Origin of the sequence: Nitritalea halalkaliphila LW7, assembly GCF_000265075.1 — a bacterium.
Taxonomy (GTDB): Bacteria; Bacteroidota; Bacteroidia; order Cytophagales; family Cyclobacteriaceae; genus Nitritalea; species Nitritalea halalkaliphila.
Genome location: NZ_AJYA01000002.1, coordinates 110,236 through 127,659 on the forward strand (window position 1 = coordinate 110,236; position 17,424 = coordinate 127,659).

11 protein-coding genes and 1 pseudogene are annotated in these 17,424 nt (G+C 48.2%); 10 read left to right on the forward strand and 2 right to left on the reverse strand.

The genetic code is table 11. The annotated features are described in order from the left end of the window. Positions 1-155 precede the first annotated feature (155 nt). The 4 genes from A3SI_RS01080 (at position 156) to A3SI_RS01095 (ending at position 6,664) form a co-directional block, all read left to right on the forward strand. A complete protein-coding gene (locus tag A3SI_RS01080) occupies positions 156-1,220 on the forward strand; it encodes a M20/M25/M40 family metallo-hydrolase (RefSeq protein ID WP_009053232.1) in 1,065 nt (354 codons plus the stop codon). Positions 1,221-1,240: 20 nt separating this feature from the next. Continuing rightward, positions 1,241-2,032, forward strand: a complete 792-nt coding sequence (locus tag A3SI_RS01085) for an ABC transporter substrate-binding protein (protein WP_009053233.1) — start codon at positions 1,241-1,243, stop codon at positions 2,030-2,032. 244 nt (positions 2,033-2,276) lie between these two features. Continuing rightward, on the forward strand, positions 2,277-5,240 hold the full coding sequence (locus A3SI_RS01090) for a SusC/RagA family TonB-linked outer membrane protein (protein ID WP_009053234.1): 2,964 nt from the start codon (positions 2,277-2,279) through the stop codon (positions 5,238-5,240). A gap of 11 nt (positions 5,241-5,251) precedes the next feature. After that, complete coding sequence (locus A3SI_RS01095; RefSeq protein ID WP_009053235.1) at positions 5,252-6,664, forward strand: RagB/SusD family nutrient uptake outer membrane protein; 1,413 nt, start codon at positions 5,252-5,254, stop codon at positions 6,662-6,664. A gap of 207 nt (positions 6,665-6,871) precedes the next feature. Here the strand turns inward: A3SI_RS01095 and A3SI_RS01100 are convergent. Both A3SI_RS01100 and A3SI_RS01105 read right to left on the reverse strand, forming a co-directional pair. Further along, positions 6,872-9,246 (reverse strand): annotated as a pseudogene (locus tag A3SI_RS01100) (ribonucleoside-diphosphate reductase subunit alpha). A 27-nt stretch (positions 9,247-9,273) separates the two neighbouring features. Next, positions 9,274-10,254 (reverse strand): ribonucleotide-diphosphate reductase subunit beta, encoded by a 981-nt coding sequence (locus tag A3SI_RS01105; protein ID WP_009053236.1) that lies wholly within the window; start codon positions 10,252-10,254, stop codon positions 9,274-9,276. A 449-nt stretch (positions 10,255-10,703) separates the two neighbouring features. On the opposite strand from A3SI_RS01105, the gene rplU reads away from it, so the two are divergent. From rplU to A3SI_RS21965, 6 genes are all read left to right on the forward strand, one after another. After that, positions 10,704-11,015, forward strand: a complete 312-nt coding sequence (rplU, locus tag A3SI_RS01110) for a 50S ribosomal protein L21 (protein WP_009053237.1) — start codon at positions 10,704-10,706, stop codon at positions 11,013-11,015. 28 nt (positions 11,016-11,043) lie between these two features. Next, positions 11,044-11,304, forward strand: a complete 261-nt coding sequence (gene rpmA / locus A3SI_RS01115; protein WP_009053238.1) for a 50S ribosomal protein L27 — start codon at positions 11,044-11,046, stop codon at positions 11,302-11,304. A gap of 243 nt (positions 11,305-11,547) precedes the next feature. After that, on the forward strand, positions 11,548-14,223 hold the full coding sequence (locus tag A3SI_RS01120) for a prolyl oligopeptidase family serine peptidase (RefSeq protein ID WP_009053239.1): 2,676 nt from the start codon (positions 11,548-11,550) through the stop codon (positions 14,221-14,223). A 364-nt stretch (positions 14,224-14,587) separates the two neighbouring features. Next, complete coding sequence (locus A3SI_RS21955) at positions 14,588-16,024, forward strand: WD40/YVTN/BNR-like repeat-containing protein (protein ID WP_009053240.1); 1,437 nt, start codon at positions 14,588-14,590, stop codon at positions 16,022-16,024. A 315-nt stretch (positions 16,025-16,339) separates the two neighbouring features. After that, complete coding sequence (locus A3SI_RS21960; RefSeq protein ID WP_316929029.1) at positions 16,340-16,537, forward strand: beta propeller repeat protein; 198 nt, start codon at positions 16,340-16,342, stop codon at positions 16,535-16,537. Between the two features lie 131 nt (positions 16,538-16,668). Continuing rightward, positions 16,669-17,424, forward strand: a complete 756-nt coding sequence (locus A3SI_RS21965) for a hypothetical protein (protein ID WP_316929030.1) — start codon at positions 16,669-16,671, stop codon at positions 17,422-17,424.

The following is a 17,424-nucleotide window of genomic DNA, read 5'->3' on the forward strand; positions in this document are numbered from 1 at the left end:
AAGCCGGAGGTAAGCCTACCTTCGGCTTTTTGCGTGCATGTAGATGCAGGGATACTCCTTAGGTTCGTTCGAGTACTGAGGCAGGCATGCTAAAAGCCAGGCGGCAGGAACTCCGCCACCGCTTACGCGTTATGTAAAAGAGTAAACAGCATACGATGACATCGAAAGAATTTTTATTTCAGTATTTAAACACGGCTTCTCCTACAGGATTTGAAGCCAGCGGTCAGGCCATTTGGCTCGACTACATCAAGCCGCATGTAGACAGTTATTTCACCGACCAGTACGGTACAGCGGTGGGCGTACTTAATCCGGACCACCCTTTTAAGGTAGTGATCGAGGCGCATGCCGATGAGATTTCTTGGTTCGTGCACTACATCACGCCTGAGGGGTATATTTACGTACGTAGAAATGGAGGCTCTGATCACATGATCGCTCCCTCTATGCGTGTTAATATCCATACCGATAAAGGGGTCGTGGACGGTGTATTCGGCTGGCCCGCTATTCATGTACGCAAGTCTGGTAAGGAGGAAGCACCCACACAGCAGTCTATCTTTATCGATGTAGGCGCTCGCTCGAAGGAGGAAGTCGAGGAAATGGGCGTCCACGTGGGCTGCGTCATTACCTTTAAAGACCAGCTGAGCGAGCTGAATGGTGCTTTTTACACCGGCCGTGCTTTGGATAACCGGATAGGCGGTTACATGATCGCCGAGGTGCTCCGTCGCATTCGGAGCGCGGGGAAGCAGCTTCCCTTCGGTCTTTATGTGGTAAATGCAGTGCAGGAGGAGATCGGTTTGCGCGGAGCGCAAATGATAGCGGCCCGAATTAAGCCACAGGTAGCGCTTATTACTGATGTTTGCCATGATACTACGGCGCCGATGTATAATAAAATCGAGAGCGGAGAGCAGGTCGCTGGAAAAGGGCCTGTGCTCACCTATGGGGCGGCGGTGCATAAAAAGCTGCTCGACCTGCTAATCGACCAGGCGAAGCGTTCTGGCATTTCTTTTCAGCGCGCCGCGGCCAGCAGAAGTACAGGCACAGATACTGATGCCTTCGCCTATAGTAATGAGGGTGTTCCTGCTGCGCTGATCTCTCTGCCGCTGAAGTACATGCATACCACGGTGGAGACCGCCAGCAAGCAGGACATCGAGGATGTCATCCAGCTGATGCATGACTTTCTGGTGGATTTCGATCCATCCTTCGATTTTCGTTACATCAAATAAACTCATTTATTCCCCCTACCATGCTACACGTTACGGATATGATGGGCAGGTCGATCTCCCTGTCCGACTTCCCGAAAAGAATCATTTCTTTAGTTCCTTCGCAGACGGAGCTTTTAGTGGATCTCGGACTCCGTGATCGCCTGGTAGGGGTTACTAAATTTTGTGTGCATCCTGCGGGCTTAAAGAAGTCTTGCACCCTAGTAGGGGGCACGAAGCAGTACCGGATGGAGCAGATTCAGGCCTTAGCACCCGATCTTATAATCGGTAATAAAGAAGAAAATGAGCGCGAAGGTATTCAAGCCCTGGCAGAAAAGTATCCTGTCTGGATGAGTGATATCGTGACCCTGGAGGATAGTTTCCGGATGATGCAGGGAATCGGAGCAGTGACTGGGGCTGAGGAGCGCGCTGAAGCACTAGTGACGCAGCTTCGCGCCCAGCGGCTGCAGTGGCCGCGCTTTTCGGGTCGGGTGGCCTATTTTATTTGGAGGAACCCGCACATGGTTGCGGGAAGGGGTACTTTCATTCATGAAATGCTCACGGAGCTGGGTTTCGAAAATGTGATCCAGCAGGAGCGCTATCCCGAGGTGCAGCTGCCTGAGCTGAAGGCGCTGGCGCCAGAGTATATTTTTTTAAGCTCGGAGCCCTTTCCATTTAAGGAAAAGCATGTGGAGGAGTTCCGTTTTTTGGCCCCCGGGGCCAAAGTCATCATCGTCGATGGGGAGCTTTTTTCCTGGTACGGCAGTCGCTTACTGCATGCGCGGGATTATTTTACAGGAATATTTTCAGAAAGCCTACAGGCATCGGTAAAGTAGAAATAAGTTCAATTTAATGTAGGTTTTCTATAAGTTTTAAGCAAAGGCCGGTTTAGCCATATAATGTTTGGTTGAGGGTTGTTTTTTTAAGTGCTTAGTAGTTTTTTATTCGTTTTAATAGAATAGTTAAAATCATTTTTTAGCCATTAATCAATCGAAAAGGCCGCTCTTCGATAAATCCGAGTAGAGAAAAATATTTTTTGGTAGATTCATTACCAACCAGTACAAATAATCTACATATCTTATGAAGAAAAGCTTTATCCCCTTATTGCTGCTCTTCCTGTTGTGCTTTCATTTTGTGGAAGCACAGCAGCGGAGCGTGAGCGGCGTTGTGATTTCGGGTGACGACAAGGAGCCCATTCCCGGTGTTAGTGTCCAAGTAAAGGGCAGCACCACAGGTACCGTCACAGATTTAGACGGTAAATTTACGATTAATGTGCCTGGACCGGAGGCCATTTTAGTGTTTTCCTACATCGGTTATCAGGCACAAGAGATTGCGGCAGGATCGCGAAGCACCTTAGATGTTACCTTAAATGAAGATGTGCGTCAGTTAAGTGAAGTGGTGATCGTGGGTTACGGTGAGCAGGACAGAAAGACGCTTACTTCTTCGATATCCTCTGTAAGCGCGAAGGACATCGAAAATCTGCCGATGCCGAGTACGGATCAGATGATGCAGGGGCGTGCACCTGGTGTTCTCGTTTCGGCGAACTCAGGAACCCCAGGTGGTGGTATGTTCGTACGTGTGCGAGGATCTACTTCGATTAATGCGGATAATGATCCTTTATATGTAGTGGATGGGATACCGATCGTATCGGGGAACCAGTCTGCGATCGGCTTAGGGGGTAGCACGGCTAACTCGATGGCGGATATTAACCCTGCGGACATCGAGTCGATCGAAATTCTGAAAGATGCTTCTGCCACAGCGATTTATGGTGCGCGTGCGGCGAATGGTGTGGTACTTATCACAACCAAGCGCGGTAAAAGCCAGAAAGCAAAGGTGAGCATAGGCTCCTATGTAGGTACGCAGAGTGCGTGGAGGCTTCCTGATTTAGTAGATGGGCCTACCTTCGAGATGCTACGTAATGAGGCCGCTGTGAATAATGGAGGACAACCGATTTATGCGAATCCAGAAAACGCACATAGCACGAACTATGGGGAGCTGGTATTCCGTGATGCGCCGATTCGTAATTTCGATGTTTCAGTTTCTGGAGGGAATGATCAAATCCGGTATCTCGTTTCAGCGAATGATTTCGATCAGCAGGGGATTATCGCCCCATCCGACTTTTCACGTAGAACGGGACGCTTAAACTTAGACGCCTTCGTCTCCGACAGAATAAAAGTAGGAACGAGTATTTTATACTCCCGTAATATTCGGAATCGAGTGACGAATGACGATAATATCGCGGGTGCTTTAGGTGGTGCTCACTTCTTCCCTTCGAACCTTCCCCCTTTCCAAGAGGATGGTAGCTATACGAAGTTCAGCATTTTCGAAAACCCGATCGCTGTAGTAAATGAGAATGATATCTCTATGGTGACGAATCGTGTCTTGGCTACTGTTTACGGAGAGTTCGAGTTTTTCCCTGGGTTAACGCTACGTTCTACCTTCTCGGTGGATTATAATAACATTAAAGAAGACCGCTACATCAACACCCTGTTAAATGCGGGTGCAGCGGTTAATGGTGATGCTTCTTCCATCGTTACTGTGAATGACAACTGGATCCAGGAGAACGTATTGAATTATCAGACCAACTTTGGCGGACGCCATGACTTAAGTATTCTTTTAGGAAACACACTTCAGGAGTCTACTTTCGAGCGTACATCGGCATTCGGACAACAGTTCCCATCGAATGACTTTAGAAGAATCGCTTCTGCTGCTGTGCAGACCTCCTCTTCGAGCGGTAGTGCTTGGGGAATCTCTTCTTTCTTTACGCGTGTTAATTATAGTTTGGATAAAAAGTATCTCTTTACAGTAAATATGCGAAGAGATGGTAGCTCCCGATTTGGTGCGGCGAATCGCTGGGGGACATTCCCTTCTGCTGCTGTAGGCTGGAGAATTTCGGAGGAAGCCTTCTTTACAAAGGGTAAGCTGGTTTCTGATCTAAAATTACGTTCTAGTTATGGGGTTACAGGTAACCAAAACGGGATTAATGATTTCCAGTCCAGAGGCTTGTGGAGAGGGGGTGCCAACTACACCATCACACCGGGTACGGAGCCTTCCCAGCTTGCGAACCCAGATCTGCGCTGGGAGCGTACAGCCCAGTTTAATATTGGGGTAGATTTATCCATGTTTAATGACCGCATGACAGTGGTATTAGAGTATTACGACAAGCAGACGACAGACTTACTTTTAGCTGTCCCCGTACCACGCTCCAGCGGATTTACCAGCATCTTCCAGAACTTCGGTGCTATGGAGAATAAGGGGTTTGAGTTTATGATTGCGGGTTCTCCTATAGTCACAAAAGACTTTACCTGGGATGTCAACTTTAACATCGCGCAAAACAGAAATAATATCAAGCGCCTAGCGCAGCCAATTCCGGTTTATAACCGAGACATCATTCGAATGGAAGAGGGAATTCCGATGTATTCGTTCTGGATGCATGAGCAGCTTGGGGTAAATCCTGAAACAGGTGCTCCGATCTGGAGAACGATGGAAGAAGGTCGAGAATTTGATCCTAACATCGACCGCTTCATCGTAGGGAATGCATGGCCAGATTTCTTTGGCGGTATTACCAATACCTTCCGTTATAAGAACTTCGATGCTGTGATTTTCTTCCAGTATTCTTACGGAAATGACCAGCTGTTCTGGAACCGATTCTTCCAAGAGCATGGCGGAACGCGAAATACGAACTTCCTTGCCAGCCAGTTAGACAGATGGCAGCAGCCTGGAGACATCACGATGGTTCCGAAGATGACAAATGCGAACTATGCGGCGAATTTAAGGCCTTCCCGTTTTGTGGAGGATGGTTCGTACCTACGCTTGAAAAACATCTCGATCGGTTACACGTTACCGGGCAGTGTCGCATCTAAGTTAGGCATGAGCTCTGCGCGCGTTTATGTGAGTGGTCAGAACGTTTTGACGTGGACGAATTACAGTGGAATGGATCCAGAGGTGAACTCCACTGCTTCTACAGCGACTACACAGGGTGTGGACTTTTTCGGGATGCCACAGCCACGTGTCTTCATGGCCGGATTTAACATTACCTTTTAAACCTGACTTCTATGAAATTTAAGTATATACTAAGCACGGTAGCTGTAGGGGGCATGCTTTATTTAAGCTCCTGTGATGTGCTGAACCAGGACCCGGAGTTAGAAATCTCCGATGAGTCTGCTTTTACGAATGAGAATAGTGCAAATGCTGCACTTGCCGGACTGTATCATCAGCTGCAGGCTGGAGCCTATTATGGCCGAAACTTTCAGATTATCGCAGATGTGTCTGCGGATGTTTCCCAGAGTGTGGGAACATGGGATTTCTATCGGGAAATGGATACCTATCAGTTGGATGCTTCTAACCTAGAGCTCACTAACTTTTATACGGCTGCATATCGTGCTGTAAATCAAGCGAATAATATCATAGCTGAGGTTCCTAATATCGAAATGGCTGCTTCTCGCCGTGATAACATCATCGGTCAGGCGCATTTAGTTCGAGGGTTGGCTTTCTTCGATCTGAATCGGGTCTTCGGTGGCGTACCAGGCGTTATCGGTGAGCTCAGTGTAGTGCTACCGCTAACACCTTCTCGTGGCGTGGGTGAAAGTCTTTTCCCTTCTCGCCCTTCGCTAATGGATGGTTATAACCAGGTAAAGGCGGATTTGGAACTGGCCCTGCAGCTACTTCCAGAAGAGCAGAGCAGTAATTCGTTTACGCGCTCTCGTGCTGTGAAGGCAACCGCCAGGGCCCTTCTGGCTCGCTTACATCTGTATATGGGGAATTTTCCGCAGGCAGCATCCTTCGCTAGCGATGTGATTTCAGATGGAAAATACAGTCTAGTATCCAATTATCTTAACATATTCTCCACCGACTTCAGCTCCGAGTCTATTTTTGAGCTTGACTTTATCGCCGCAGATCAGAGTGGGCTTCGCTTTTGGTACTTTCCTGGCGCACAGGGTGGTCGTGGCGAGTTAGCTGTAAATAATGACTTCTTGGCTTCTATTAAAGCGAATCCGGACGACATCAGAGGAACTATGTTCGGTTTTGATCCTATTCAGAATGTAAGTTTTCCTACGAAGTATCAAAAACCTGGGAACATCGATAACGCGCATCTTATTCGAATCGCTGAAATGTATCTTATCCGCGCTGAGGCTCTAGCGCGCACAGGAAACGTGAGTGCGGCTGTAGCGGATGTCAATAAAATTCGTAACCGCGCAGGGGTAGCAGATTACAGTGGTGCCATGACGGCGGAAGCAGTGCTCTTAGAAATCGAAAAGCAAAGACGATTTGAGCTGGCTTTCGAAGGACATACCTTCTTTGACCTGGTGCGTACAAACCGCGCCTTGACCGTACTGTCCTCTGTAAATCGTGTGAACTCCTCAGCTCCTGTTAGCCTGGACCAGCCTTGGAAACAAATCCTTCCGATCCCTCGTGATGAGCTGCTCTCTAACCCTAATATGGTTCAAAACCCCAATTATGGGAATTAATTAGCAGGCCCCATCAGCGAAGAGTGCTACATTTTGCCCCAGGTGTACCCAGCGCCATGAAGGCAATGCCAGAAAGCCCTTCCTCTGACCCCGTGTCGGAGTGAAGGGCTTTCCCCTTTGCGCCGGGGCGCAAAAAAAAAAGTGCCGTTTACGTAACGACACTTTTCTGATCTATATGCTAGAATTTAGTACTACTATCTCTAATTATTAAGAGCCACACATCTCGCAGTCATCCGGATTGTCCAGAGAACAGGCGATGGCTTCCTGCTTTTGGGCGAGGAGCTCTTCGTCTTCCTTCAGCGAAGTCTTATCGACAGTAAACTGAATGGCGCTAGCGGCTGCTTGAGAACGTAGGTAGTACATACCTGTCTTTAGGCCACTTTTCCAAGCATAAAAGTGCATGGAGGTTAGTTTTCCGAAGTTTGGATCCTGTAGGAAGAGGTTCATGCTTTGAGACTGACAGATGTAAGCACCACGGTCTGCTGCCATGTCGATAATCACCTTCTGGGAAATTTCCCAAACCGTCTTGTAGAGGTCCTTAATATGCTGCGGGATGCTGGCGATGTTCTGAACCGAGCCATTCGCTGCGATCAGCTTGTTTTTCATCGTGTCGTTCCACAGATTCAGCCGAATCAAGTCTTTCAGCAGGTGCTTGTTGACGACAATGAACTCGCCCGAAAGGGTTCTTCGCGTGTAAATATTGGACGTGTAAGGCTCGAAGCACTCGTTATTTCCTAAAATCTGAGAGGTAGAAGCCGTCGGCATAGGTGCCACTAGAAGGCTGTTGCGCACACCAAATTTCATTACACGTTCGCGGAGATCTTCCCAGTTCCAGCGCCCTGATTTTGGGGTTTTACCCCAAAGGTCAAACTGGAACTTACCCTCAGAAATAGGGGAGCCTTCGTAGGTTTCATAGGTGCCTTCCACCTTTGCCAGTTCCATGGAGGCTTCCATAGCTCCGTAGTAAATGGTTTCGAAGATATCTTCATTTAGTCCACGAGCTTCTTCCGAATCGAAAGGCATGCGTAGGAGCATAAACGTGTCTGCGAGCCCCTGAACGCCCAGTCCTATCGGACGGTGACGGAAGTTGGAGCGCTTGGCTTCCTCGATAGGATAATAATTGACATCGATTACCTTGTTGAGATTACGCGTGATCACCTTAGTGATTTCGTATAATTTCTGATGATCGAAGGTCTTTTTGCCATCGGCTGTGCTTCGCACAAATTTCGGGAGGGCAATAGAGGCCAAATTACATACTGCGACCTCATCTGGAGCAGTGTACTCCATGATTTCGGTACAGAGGTTGGAAGACTTAATCGTCCCTAGATTTTTTTGATTCGATTTTTGGTTCGCGGCGTCCTTATACAGCATATAAGGGGTGCCTGTTTCGATCTGGGATTCGAGGATCTCAAACCAGAGGTCTTGCGCTTTCACTTTTTCACGTGCACGCCCTTCTCTCTCGTACTTTTCGTATAGGCGTTCGAACTCATCGCCATAACAGTCCGAAAGTCCAGGGCATTCATTCGGGCAGAATAGGGACCATTCCTCATTCGCTTCTACACGCTTCATAAAGAGATCGGGGATCCACATGGCGTAGAAAAGGTCCCGTGCACGCATTTCTTCTTTCCCGTGGTTCTTTTTCAAGTCCAGGAAGTCTTTTACATCAGCATGCCAAGCTCCAAATAGATGGCGAAGCTACCCTTGCGCTTACCGCCCCCCTGATCCACATAGCGTGCCGTCATGTCAAAATTTCTGAGCATCGGCACGATCCCATTAGAAACACCATTTGTGCCGCGGATGTACGATCCCTTCGCGCGGACATTATGGATAGAGAGACCGATTCCGCCGGCCGACTGAGAAATTTTCGCACAGTTTTTAAGCGTATCGTAGATGCCATCGATGCTGTCGTCTTTCATCGCGAGTAAGAAGCAGCTGGAAAGCTGAGGCTTCGGAGTGCCTGCATTGAAAAGGGTAGGGGTAGCATGCGTAAACCAGCGCTCAGAGAGTAGGTTATAGGTTTCGATGACGGCTTCCAAGTTTTCTTTGTGAATACCCACGGCCACACGCATCAGCATGTGCTGCGGACGCTCCACCACTTTTCCGTCTAACTTGATAAGATAACTCCGCTCTAAGGTTTTAAAACCAAAGTAATCGTAGCCGAAATCGCGCTCATAGTCGATCGCTTCGTCTAGTTTCGCAGCATTCGCCTTGATCACGCCATAGACATCTGGAGCGATGAGCGCAGCGTTCTGCCCCGTCACTGGGTTGATGTACGTATACAGGCGCTTCATGGTATTCGAGAAGCTGCTGCTGGTGGTTTTATGCAAGTTAGAAATCGCGATGCGCGCCGCCAAAGTGGCGTATTCTGGGTGCTTCACCGTGAGTGAGGCACAAATTTCCGCCGCTAGGTTATCCAGTTCGGTTGTCGTTACGCCGTCATAAAGGCCGTCGATTACTTTTTTCGCAACTTCTATCGGTTGGATATAGCGTCTATCTAATCCGGTACAGAGGTTTTCTATACGGGCTGTTATTTTATCGAAGCGGACGGATTCTCGGCGCCCATCTCTTTTTACTACTAGCATATACTATTTGTGTTGTTTTTTAGGTGATTAAAAGTCTTCTCCTATTGCAAATTTAGGCTTATCTGAAGTGTCTTCTTTCTTCATTACACCCGCCTTCTGATAATCACCAACCCGCTTCTCGAAGAAATTCGTTTTGCCCGGCAGGGAAATCATGTCCATAAAATCAAACGGATTCGAGGAACCCCATACGCGCTCGTTTCCTAGTTCGAGCAAGAGACGATCCGCTACGAATTCGATGTACTGGCACATCAGGTCGGCGTTCATGCCGATGAGACGTACGGGTAAAGCGTCTGTCACAAACTCTTTTTCTATTGCTACCGCATCCATGATAATTTTCTTCACGGTCTCTTTTGGAAGCTGGTTCACCACATGCTTGGTGTAGAGGTGACAAGCGAAGTCGCAGTGCAGCCCTTCATCGCGTGAAATAAGCTCATTCGAGAAGGTAAGCCCAGGCATCAGGCCTCTTTTCTTTAACCAGAAGAGGGAACAGAAGGAGCCGGAGAAGAATATGCCCTCTACGGCCGCGAAGGCGATAAGCCTTTCTTGGAAGCTTCCATTATCAATCCAGCGAAGTGCCCAGTCAGCCTTTTTTTGTACGCAAGGGATCGTTTCGATTGCGTTTAACAGATAATCTCTTTCCTGCGCATTTTTAATGTAAGTGTCGATCAGCAAGCTGTACGTTTCCGAATGGATGTTTTCCATCGCGATCTGGAAACCATAGAAGAACTTAGCCTCCGTGTACTGCACTTCAGATACGAAGTGTTCGGCAAGGTTTTCATTTACGATACCATCGCTAGCCGCAAAGAAGGCGAGGATGTGTGAGATAAAGTGGCGCTCGCCATCTGTTAGGTTTTTCCAGTCATTTAAATCCTGGCTCAGGTCGATTTCTTCTGCAGTCCAGAAGCTGGCCTCCGCTTTTTTATAAAACTGCCAGATGTCGTTATGTTGTATAGGAAAAAGAACGAATCGATTTCCATTGTCCTGAAGTATTGGCTCTTGATTTTGCATGTCTTTTGTACCCTTTTTTGATTTCATTTACCGTTCTTACACTTTCCAACAGGTCCCCAAAAGGATTGTTTAAGACAAATATTACGGAATTCTCGGTGAAAACCAAGTGGCTAAAGGCTTGAAAACAGCGAAAAATGAACGGATGGTTAATTAACATAAACCACTATAAATCAGTAAATAAATAAGGTATAAGTAAAGTAACACATGCATCTTTAGCGCTGAAAATTAAGGCGTGAAAAAAAGTGAAATTTTTCCTTTGCAAAAAATGGCGAAAAAACAGGTAATTTTTTGACTATTGGTCAAAAATTGACATGAGGGCGTCAGCTCAAGGGTGCAGCGCAGTAGGTCCAGCGTTCTGCGTAAGACATTATTTTTTAAGTACTTTTCTGCTTATCAGAAAAAATCCTTATCTTTGCGGACTATTTGGTATAAATCTAAGCACGTAATTTATGTACGCAATTGTTAACATCGCTGGGAAGCAGTTCAAAGTAACGAAAGATCAGTATGTTTACGCCCCTAAATTGGCAGTAGACGCTGGCGCTTCAGTGGAATTTGATGAGGTACTATTGGCTGATGACAATGGAACGATCTCATTAGGTGCTCCTACTATCGCAGGAGCGAAGGTGACTGGTAAAGTATTAGACCATGTCCGTGGAGATAAAGTTATTGTCTTCAAGAAAAAGAGAAGAAAAGGGTATAAGAAGAAAAACGGTCACAGACAGGATTATACCAAAGTATTAATCGAAAACATTTCACTTTAAGAGTTTCGACTCATAAACGTAAAACATTATGGCTCACAAGAAAGGTGTCGGTAGTTCCAAAAACGGAAGAGAGTCCCATTCCAAAAGACTGGGTGTGAAAAAATTTGGTGGCGAGGCTGTTATCGCTGGTAACATCATCGTAAGACAGCGTGGCACGAAGCATCACGCTGGCGAAAATGTAGGTGTAGGTAAAGACCACACACTATTCGCTTTAGCTGATGGTAAGGTTGCTTTCAAAAAGAAATTTGACGGCAAGTCTTACGTAAGTGTACTTCCTGTAGAAGCATAAGCATTTCGCAGACAAAACATGAGTCGGTATTCGCTTAGCGGATACCGATTTTTTTTATCCATTTTTCGCTCGTTCGCGTGGAGGGCAGTCCCTTCTTTGGACTATTTTACCACTGATATAAGAGAGAATCCATTCCTATCGGATTTTTTATAGCTTACAGACTAAATTCAAGTCATATGAAGCTAACGATACGTTATGTAGTGCCGCTTTTTTGCTTGCTCTTCACCGCCGCAGTGTCGGCACATGCGCAAGAAAAAAAAGGTGCTTTCCTTAGAAAATTACCCCGAATGGTCCCGAGTGGTGGCGCCCACTCTCTCTGAAGATGGGAAACTCTTCGCGTATAGTTTGCGCCCAAATGGCGCAGATGATACGCTGCACATCCGTCAAGTAAATGGTGAACGTATAAAAACGATCCCAAACGGCCTCAATGCGGCCTTCAGTGCGAATGCCAATTTCTTCGCCTATTTCACCAAGCCAGACCAGAAAAAGACGAAAGAATTGCGCCGCGCGCGTAAACCCGTCCTTCAAAAAGCGTTTTTAGCCTCCGCTGATGGAGAAACCCGCTTCGAAGTGGAGGCAGCCGTTTCCATGGCCTTCTCACCGGATGAGCGCTTCTGGATGGTAAAGCGTGCGAAGGACGATAGCGATAAAACCACACATAAAGGCAGTGACTTGGTCGTCTATGACATCGCTGCAGGGACGGCCACTGTGATCGGAAATGTGACCGAGTATGCGCTGAACAACAAAGGTACCCACTTGGCCTACCTCGTGGATGCTCGGGATGGACTCGGAAATGGAGCTTACCTCCTGCGTCTTAGCGATGCGCAGACACGTACGTTAGACGCTTCGAAGGAGGAATATGTGCAGCTCACCTGGAATGATGCGGGCACGAAGCGCTCCGAATGGATGAAAAAAGGGGATCGCCTGGCTTTTTTAAAGGGTACAAAGGTGGATTCGCTGACGCAAACGCCCCGCACCCTACACGTAGTGTCCGGCATCGGCAGTGGAAATCCGCAGCTCCGCAGCTTGACCACCTCTGCGACGGGCTTTCCCGAAGGACATGTGATAAGCGATAAGGCCTCTGTTCGCTTCATGGCAGATGGCAAGAGCGTTTGGCTCGGTATAAAGGAACAAGAGCCTGTGCTGAAAGGCGATAAAGATACTATACCGAATGTGGATGTATGGCACTGGAAAGACGATTACATACAATCTGTTCAGATCGTGCGTGCGAATCGGAATAGAAACAAGACCTATTCCGCGCTTTTTAATCCGGATAAGGAGAGCTTTACGCGCTTGGCGCAAACGGACATGGACGTGGTGCTGCCCTCTCGGCACAACAGGTACTTTGTGGGTAGAAACGATCAGCCGTATATCAGTGATATCAATTGGGGTATTTCGCCTGCAGATCTGTACCGTGTGGATGCGGAGACTGGGGAGGCCAAGTTATTCGAATCCTTTGTCACTCGTGCGTTGCAGGGCTCTCCAGATGGCAGGTATTACTTGTATCAGAAAGATTCTGCCATCATGCTCTACGATTTAGAGACGGATAAAAAAGTAAATCTAACGGCCAATACGCAGGTGAATTTCATGGACATGGAGCATCCTTATCCGCATGAAAACCCGCCCTTTGGCGTAGCCGGATGGACTAAGGACATGCGCTCCGTCATCCTGAATCATAAATACGATCTGTATCGGGTTTCACTCGATGGGAAGTCGGTTCAAAACATTACCCAAATCGGAGATCAAGAAGAAATTCGCTTTCGTCTGCTCGATTTAGATCCTGAAGAGGATTATGTGGATCTAAAAAAGGGTGCCTACCTGACGGCTTATGGGGAGTGGACCAAGAAGGCAGGCTTCTATCGTCTCACGGATAAGGGGGCACCGACTCCGCTGCTCATGGAGGACGCGCTCTTTGGCCGCCCGATGAAAGCCACGCGTGCGGACGTTCTCCTGCTTACGCGCCAAACGTTCGAGCAAGCGCCTGATTATCACATGACGGATATGCAGTTTAAGAACATGCAGCAGCTGACACGCTCGAACCCACAGCAGGAAAACTATGCTTGGGGTTCTCGGAAGTTGGTGGACTTTGAAAATAAGCGTGGCGATAAGCTTCAGGGGACATTGACCTTGCCAGCCAACTACGAGGAGGGCAAGCAGTATCCGACGATTATTTATTTCTACGAGAAGATGTCTGACAGGCATCATCAGTATTCCATGCCAGTGTATGATGATCGTCCGCATATGTCGTATTATGCGAGTAATGGCTACATGGTGTTTATGCCGGATCAGGTTTTCGAGGAAGGCCGTCCAGGGACTAGTGCGTTAGATAATATCACCAGCGCTGCGCAGAAACTGATTGATTTAGGCTATGCGGACCCAGAGAAAATCGGTTTGCAGGGACATAGCTGGAGTGGATACCAGACTTCCTTTATTTTGACGCAGACCGACATGTTTCGCTGTATCGTGACCGGTGCGCCGCCGACAAATTTAGAGAGCTTTTATAACAACCTCTACGCGAGCACGGGTACTGTGCATCATGGCATTATGGAAATCGGGCAGGTGCGTATGGGGAACGGCGTAACCCCCTGGACACATCGTGAAGCTTACATGCGTGAAAATCCTATGGCGCATATTCCGAATATTAAGACCCCTTTCTTGATCCTACATGGCACTGCGGATGGCGCGGTAGACTGGGCACAGGGTCTAGAGCTCTTTAATGCTGCGCGCCGTATGGGCAAAGAGGTGATTTTCCTGAGTTATCCAAATGAAGGGCACCATTTGACCAACGAGGCGAATCAGAAGGACTTCTTGACACGCATGAAGGAATACTTCGATTATTATTTAATGGAAAAAGAAGCCCCTGCATGGATGGAAAGTGGCATCCCACACTTGGAAAAGGTGTACGATAAGGTGCAGTAAAGGAATCGCACAAGTAAATCCCTAAAAAAGACCAGCCCCCGCCCGGGCTGGTTTTTTCATAACGTTTTTTTACCAATGGTCATTTTTATGCTGCTTATACGCGCTCGTTCTAGTAAATTCCAAACAAATAATAACCCTAAAGCTATGAAGAGAATATTATCCCTGTTCGTGCTTCTGGGTGTGCTGTTTTGTTTTGATCAGAACAGTTACGCGCAGACGTTCGATGAAAAAGTTTATGATGCCGTACAGTGGCGGAATGTAGGCCCCCACAGAGGGGGTAGATCAGCAGCGGTAGCCGGTGTGGCCAGTGAGCGTAACACGTTCTACTTTGGAGCGACCGGTGGCGGGGTGTGGAAAACACTCGATGGTGGTAACACCTGGAAAAATATATCCGATGGGTTTTCGGAGGGAGTATCGGGCTGTCACAGTGGCAGAGTCGGATCCGAATATCATCTACGTCGGTGGTGGAGAAAAGACAGTACGGGGAAATGTTTCCTATGGATACGGTATGTTTAAAAGTACAGATGCCGGTAAAACTTGGGAACCAAAAGGCCTAGAAGATAGTCGCTTCATTTCCCGTGTACGTGTGCACCCTACTAATCCTGATATCGTCTATGCGGCCGTTATGGGTGACTTATTCAAGCCCACTCCGGAGCGCGGAGTCTACAAGTCTACTAATGGGGGCGACACTTGGGAGCGTGTACTTTTCGTAGATGAGAAGTCCGGCGCAGTAGACCTTATCTTGGATCCGAAAAATCCTGAGGTGATGTATGCGACCTCTTGGCAGGTGCAGCGTACTCCCTATAGCTTGGAAAGCGGCGGCCCAGGAAGTAAAATGTTTAAAAGTACAGATGGAGGAAAAAACTGGACAGAAATTTCCAGAAACCCTGGCCTGCCGAAGGGACTTTTAGGAATTATGGGCATCACTGTCTCGCCAGTAAACTCGAATAGGCTGTACGCGATCATCGAAAATTTAGACGGGGGCGTCTTCGTTTCCAATGATGCAGGCGCGACCTGGGAGAAGACGAATGATGACCGTAATCTCAGACAGCGCGCTTGGTACTACACGCGAATTTATGCCGATACACAAGACGAGAATACTGTCTATGTCATGAATGTGAGCTACCATAAGTCCACGGATGGCGGTAAAACCTTTAAGGGCGCTAATGCCCCTCACGGAGATCACCACGACCTATGGATCGACCCAGTAGATCCTAAGCGGATGATCATCGCTGACGATGGAGGTGCGCAAGTTACCTTCGATGGGGGAACTTCTTGGTCCACCTATATGAACCAGCCCACGGCACAGTTTTACCGTGTGACTACGGACGATCACTTCCCTTATCGCATTTACGGTGCACAGCAGGACAACTCGACCATGCGTATTAGCCACCGTAACGATGGCTTCGGTATCACTGAAGACGACTGGGAGGTCAGTGCAGGGAGTGAAAGTGGCTGGTTAGCAGTAGACCCTACGAATAACGATATCGTCTATGGAGGAAATTACGGTGGACTTCTTCAGATGAAAAACCATGCCACTGGAGCCAGACGAAATGTGAACGTTTACCCAGATAATCCGATGGGCCATGGCGCCGAAGACATGAAGTACCGCTTCCAGTGGAATTTCCCTATCTTCTTCTCGCATCATGATCCGAAGGTGCTCTACACCACTTCTGACCGCTTCCATCGCTCTACGAATGGCGGGCAGTCATGGGAAACCTTTAGCCCAGACCTAACACGTGATGCGAAAGACAAGCAGGGCCTTCTGGAGGTCCTATCACGAAGGACAACACCTCGGTAGAGTACTACTCCACGATCTTTGCGGCAGCAGAATCTCCTGTTCAGCGTGGTATTCTGTGGGCAGGATCCGATGATGGCCTGGTGCATGTTTCACGGGATAATGGAGCGAACTGGACCAATGTTACGCCTCCCGATCTTCCAGAGTGGATTCAAATTAACAGCATGGAGGCTTCGCCATTTGAGGCGGGGGGCTTTATTTTGCAGCCACATCCTATAAGAACGGCGATTTTGCCCTTATCTGTATAAGACCTCTGACTATGGTGCCACCTGGACGAAAATCGTTACAGGCATCCCAGCAGATCACTTCACGCGTGTAGTGCGTGCTGATCCAGCTAAAAAGGGCTATCTCTATGCAGGAACAGAGACAGGCATGTACGTTTCCTTTAATGATGGTGCGAACTGGCAGAGCTTACAGCTCAATCTTCCTATCGTGCCCATCACGGACTTGACCATTAAGGAAAACAACCTTATCGCCGCCACACAGGAAGAAGCTTCTGGATTATCGATGACCTGACCGTCCTGCATCAGCTAGCACCTGATTTAGGCACCAAGCCCTTCCACTTATTCCGTCCGCAGGATTCTTATCGCATCGACGGCGTACGCCGACCTTCCCCAACAGCGGGAACGAACCGCCCTGGAGGTGTATTGGTGTACTATCACCTGAAAGAAACGCCAAAAGACGAGATGCGTATCGAATTCCTGAATTCGCGGAACGAGGTAGTGCGCGCATTCTCGACGAAAGGAATCGATGGCGATACGCTAAAAGTGAAAGCAGGTTCAAATGAGTTCAACTGGAACCTTCGCGTGCCCGATGCGAAAGCTTTCGAAGGCATGATCATGTGGTCAGGCCCGCTTACAGGCCCGAAAGTAGTGCCTGGAGATTATAAGGTGCGCATGATCGTGGACGGTGCCACGCAGGAACAGCCGTTTAAAGTCTTAGCGGATCCACGCTATCCGTCTACCCAAGCTGACCTGCAAGCTCAGTATGACTTCCTTCTAGCTGTTCGCGATAAGTTGACAGAAACCCACCAGACCATCACCTTGATCCGTGAATACCGCAGCTCACTGCAGGATATGATCGCTTCTAAGAAGGTGCGTGCGCGCCAGGGAGAGGATATCATCAAGTCCTTAACAAGTATCGAAGAGACGCTCTACCAGACGCAAAACCAAAGCCGCCAGGATCCGTTAAACTTCCCGATCCGCTTGAATAACAAGTTGGCTCACCTAAATGTCATCGTAGGCACAGGGGAGTGGAGACCTACAGACGGTGCAGAGCAGGTGCGTCAGGATATTACAAAGCGCATCGATGCGGAGCTCACCAAATTTAAAGACATCGAAACCAAGCAGCTGGCCAATCTGATGAACCTAGACGAGTTAAAAGCAGCCATCGACATGAAGTAA